Origin of the sequence: Mesorhizobium sp. M2A.F.Ca.ET.037.01.1.1 (assembly GCF_003998075.1) — a bacterium.
Taxonomy (GTDB): domain Bacteria; phylum Pseudomonadota; class Alphaproteobacteria; order Rhizobiales; family Rhizobiaceae; genus Mesorhizobium.
Genome location: NZ_RZSA01000520.1, coordinates 1 through 4,676, shown reverse-complemented (window position 1 = coordinate 4,676; position 4,676 = coordinate 1). Strand labels below are relative to the sequence as shown.

Below are 4,676 nucleotides of genomic sequence, written 5' to 3'. Positions count from 1 at the left end.
CACCGACGAGTGGCTGGCCATTCTCGAGCCCGCCGACATCTGGTGCGCCAAGGTGCTGACCTGGCCGGAGCTGATGGAAAACGACGGCTTCAAGGCGCTCGACATGCTGCAGACCGTGACGCGCGAGGACAATGTCTCGATCCTCACCACGCGTTCGCCGCTGCGCGTCGATGGCGCCCGCGCCAGGGTGGATCGCGCCGCGCCGCGCATCGGCGAGCACGGCGAAAAGATCCGCGGGGAGTTCGGACTGTGAGCGGTGTTTTTCTGAAAGGCATGACCTGGAGCCATCCGCGCGGCTACGACCCGATGGTGGCCTGCTCGGCGCTGTGGCAGGAAAAGACCGGCGTCTCGATCGAATGGGAGAAACGCTCGCTGCAGGATTTCGAGTCCTTCCCGGTCGAAGAGCTCGCCCGCGCTTATGATCTGATCGTCATCGACCATCCGCATGTCGGCCAGATCACCGCCGAAAAGTGCCTGGCGCCGCTCGATGTGGCCGGACGCGAGGCGGAACGCGAGGCGCTGGCCAGGGGCAGTGTCGGCAAATCCTATCCGAGCTACAACTGGCTGGGCCGGCAATGGGCTTTCCCGATCGATGCCGCCACCCAGGTGCAGGCCTGGCGGCCGGATTTGATCGAAGCCGCGCCGGTGATCTGGACCGAAGTGCTGGCGCTTGCCGAGCAGGGGCGCGTTATCTTGCCACTGCGGCCGCCGCATTCGCTGATGTGCTTCTACACTTTGGCCGCCAATCTCGGCCGGCACTGCACGGTCGACGGCTCGGTTGACCTCGTCGATGGCGAAACCGGCGAAACCGCCTTTGAGATGCTGAGGAAGATCGCGGCGCTCGTCGATCCCGCATGCCTGACGATGGACCCGATCGCGGTTTTCGAGAAGATGGCCGAGCCCGGTTCACGCATCGCCTGCGCGCCGCTGATCTATGGCTATGTTTCCTATGCGGTGGCGGGTTTTCGGCCGCATGGCATCGCCTTTGCCGACATGCCGGTCGTCGGCGGCAACGGCCCGGTCGGCTCGGCGCTCGGCGGCACCGGCATTGCCGTCTCCGCCTTTTCCGCCCAACGCGAGGCGTCGATCGACTTCGCTTATTGGATCGCCAGCGGCGACGTGCAGCGCGGGCCTTATGCCGCCGCCGGCGGCCAGCCAGGCCATGCCGCCGCCTGGGAGGATGACGTCGTCAACGCCGCGACTGGTAATTTCTATCGCGCCACGCGCGCGACGCTCGAGGGCGCCTGGGTGCGTCCACGCCATGACGGCTACATGGCGTACCAGCAGCAGGCCTCCGACCGCATCAATGAAGGCCTTGCCGGCAGACAGGACGCCCGCCGCGTCGTCGCCGACATCAATCGCCTGTTCCGGGAGAGTTTCGCGCCGGCCGCCGCCGGCTAATTTCACTGCACCAAGGGAGGAAAAAATGACCAGCCTGACACGCGGCCTGCTCGCCGCAACCGCCATAGTCTCGATACCGTTCGCCGCCCACGCTGCCGACGTGAAGTCGGTGATCGACGGCCTGCCAGCCGATCTCAAGGAACAATATGACGGCGCACCGCAGAAAGTGCTGCCCTCGGCCTGGGATAATTTCACGCCGCCGGCGAAGCCCTGGAAGTGGTGCCATTCGGAGAGCTACCAGGGCAATCCGTGGCGCGTCTCGGTCACCAAGGAGCTGAAGCGGCTGGTCGATGGCCTCATCGCCGACGGCACGGTGTCGAGCTTCGAGGTCTCGGATTCGAACAACGATCCGAGCCAGCAGATCAACCAGATCCGCGCCTTCATCGACAAGAAATGCTCGATCATCACCTCGATCCCGGGCTCGGTGACGGCGCTCGACGACGCTGTCGACGCTGCAGCCAAGGCGGGCATTCCGTTCATCACCGCGGCCGGTTCGATCACCAGCCCCAACGCCATCAATGTCGATTCCAACTATGCCCGCTGGGGCTATGACATGATGACGGCGATCGGCAAGGCAAAGCCCGACTCAAGCGTGCTGGTGGTGGAAGGCATCGCCGGCCATCCGATCGTCGTCCAGGAGAAGCAGGGCGCCGACAAGGCGCTGTCCGAGAACAAGGGCCTCAAGGTCGCGCGCACCGTCAATGGCAACTGGACGGCCAACGTCACCAAGACAGTGGTGCTGCAGGCGATCGCCACCAATCCGGCGCCGATCGACGCGGTGTGGACCACCGGCAGCGAAAGCCGTGTCGTAGCCGAGGCCTTTGCCGAAGCCGGCCGGCCGGCGCCGCTGATCACCGGCTCGATCACCGGCGACGCGCTTGGCTACTGGAAGGCTAATCCCGACAAGTACCGTTTCGAGGGCCATGCGGTACTGCCCGGCTGGACGGCGCAGACGCTGTTCCGTGTCGGCGAGCGCATGCTCGACGGCCAGAAGCCGAAGCTCAACACGCTGCTGATCCCGATCCCGCCGGTTCATGCCGCCGAGCTCGACAAATGGTACAAGGACTGCATGACGCCTGATGCCGTATCGGTCTTCCCTGTGCCGCCGACCGACCCGATGCCCGAGGACGTGCTGGACGCCTATTTCAGCAATCCGGCGCCGACAAAGGGTTGGGATTATTCCAAGGTGCCGGACGCCTGCGCCAAGTGATGTCACGCGAAGCCGGCTCTTCTTGAGAGGCCGGCTTCTCCATTTCGGAAAGAAAAATGCTCGAGGTCCAAGGCGTTTCAAAGCGCTATGGTGAAACCGTCGCGCTGGCGGAGGCGTCGATCGCCTTCCGTCCCGGCACGATCCATACCATCCTGGGCGAGAACGGCTCGGGCAAGAGCACGCTGGTGAAGCTGTTGTCCGGCATCGTGCAGCCGGATGGCGGCGCGATCCTGCTCGATGGCAAAGCGTTTTCCGGAGCGCAGCCCGCCGCCTTTCAGGCCGCGGGCTTTGCCACCGTGTTCCAGGAGGTGCTGGTCGCGCCTGAACGTTCGGCGACCGACAACATCCTTCTCGGCCTCGACGGCCTGTGGCGACGAGGCGTGCCGCACGGCGAGCGGCGTGCCAGGGCGCAGGCCGCGCTCGGCCGCTTCGCGGTGACGCCGATCGATCTCGACCGGCCGTGCGGCGAGCTGCCGCTTGCCGCAAGGCAGCTTGTCGTGCTCGCCCGCGCCGTCATCCGCAACCCGCGTGTCCTGATCCTCGATGAGGTGACGGCGGCGCTCGACTTCGCCGACCGCGAGTCGGTCTTTGCGCTGATGCGCGCCATGGCCGGGGCGGGCACGCTGATCCTGTTCATCACGCACCGCATGGACGAAGTGATGGCTTTGTCCGACCGCATATCCATCCTGCGCGCCGGCCGCGTGGTGAAGACCGAGGAGCGCGGCACCTCGACCCCGGCCGAGCTCCTGGCGGCGATGGCACCGCAAACGGCAGCGGAGCTGGCGCATGGCTGAGACAAAGGCGCTTCATGTGCGGGGGCTGGTCATCGCGCCGGGTGTCGATCCGATGAGCCAGACCATCGCGCCGGGCGAGATCGTCGGCCTTGCCGGGCTGGATGGCCATGGCCAGGAACGTTTCTTGCGCGCGCTGGCTGGGCTCGATACCCCGGTGGCCGGTGAGATCGCCGTCGAGGGCAGAGCGGGTTCGATCACCAGCTTCCGCAAGGCTGTCGCCGGCGGCATTGCCTATCTGCCGCGCGATCGCCGCTCGACCGGCATTTTCCCGACCCAGTCGGTGGTCGACAATTTCGCCATTTCGACCGTGTCGAACGACCGCCGCTTCGGCCTCTTGAGCTTCGCGGCGCGTCGCCGTCGCTACGAGGCGTACAGGCAAAGGCTTAGCATCGTGGCGCCACGTCCCGATGCGGCGATCACCACGCTGTCCGGCGGCAATCAGCAGAAGGTGCTGCTCGCCCGGGCGCTTGCGCTGGAGCCGAATTTCCTTCTGCTCAACGATCCGACGCGCGGCGTCGACGTCGCGACGCGGCACGTGCTCTACGACGTCTTCCGCGGCCTTGCCGCCGAGGGCATGGCCTTGGTGGTCCTGTCCAGCGAGATCGAGGAGATACTGCTTCTGTGCCACCGCGTGCTGGTGTTCCGCGAGCAGCGAGTGTCTGCCGAGTTCTCAGGTACGGAGATGACCACAGACGCGGTGATCGCCGCCATGTTCGGACGCGCCGCATGAGCCCGGTCCTTCGCAAGCTCCGCGGCGTCGGCTTTGCCGTCGTGATGCTCGTCGTCCTGCTGGTCCTCAACGTCGCGCTCAATCCGGCGCGTTTTCAGCCTTTGTCCTGGGGCACGCTGCTCGGGCTGGCCGCTCCCCTAATCGGCGCGGCCGTCGCCTCGGCACCGGTCATCCTGGCGGGACGCGGCGGCATCGACATCTCCGTCGGCCCGCTGATGGGCTTCGTCAACGCCATGGTCATCCAGGTCCTGTTCCTCAACCTCGGCATCTCTTCGCCATGGATCGTCGTTCCGGCAGCGCTGTTGGTCGGGGCGACAGTTGGCGCCGCGAACGGCGTGCTTGCGACGATCGTTCGCATCCAGCCGATCGTGGCGACGCTCGGCACCTATCTGATCCTCACCGGCGTCACGCTCACCATCCTGCCCGCGCCGATCGGTCCGGCGCCGGACTGGCTGAAGGCCATGGCGGGACCGCTCTCGATCGTGCCGCTGGCGCTGATCGCCCTGTGCTGGCTGGTCATCCGTCGCACGCCTTATTACGA

Annotated in this window: 5 protein-coding genes and 1 pseudogene; all 6 read left to right on the top strand. The window is 66.1% G+C overall.

Going from position 1 to position 4,676, the window contains the following annotated elements; genetic code table 11:
• Positions 1 to 253, top strand: a 253-nt coding sequence (locus EOA27_RS23045) for a CoA transferase (RefSeq protein WP_189562088.1), incomplete at its 5' end; no start/stop codon positions are given.
• Positions 254 to 273: 20 nt separating this feature from the next.
• Complete coding sequence (locus tag EOA27_RS23040) at positions 274 to 1,401, top strand: ABC transporter substrate-binding protein (protein ID WP_189353891.1); 1,128 nt, start codon at positions 274 to 276, stop codon at positions 1,399 to 1,401.
• 25 nt (positions 1,402 to 1,426) lie between these two features.
• A complete protein-coding gene (locus EOA27_RS23035) occupies positions 1,427 to 2,611 on the top strand; it encodes a substrate-binding domain-containing protein (RefSeq protein WP_127257276.1) in 1,185 nt (394 codons plus the stop codon).
• 56 nt (positions 2,612 to 2,667) lie between these two features.
• A complete protein-coding gene (locus tag EOA27_RS23030) occupies positions 2,668 to 3,405 on the top strand; it encodes an ATP-binding cassette domain-containing protein (protein ID WP_127257274.1) in 738 nt (245 codons plus the stop codon).
• Positions 3,398 to 4,135, top strand: coding sequence for an ATP-binding cassette domain-containing protein (locus EOA27_RS23025; RefSeq protein ID WP_127257271.1), 738 nt, complete (start codon positions 3,398 to 3,400; stop codon positions 4,133 to 4,135). Before EOA27_RS23030 ends, EOA27_RS23025 begins: the two co-directional genes overlap by 8 nt.
• Positions 4,132 to 4,676, top strand: a pseudogene (locus EOA27_RS23020) (ABC transporter permease); the annotation flags it as partial. The gene EOA27_RS23025 and the pseudogene EOA27_RS23020, both read left to right, overlap by 4 nt.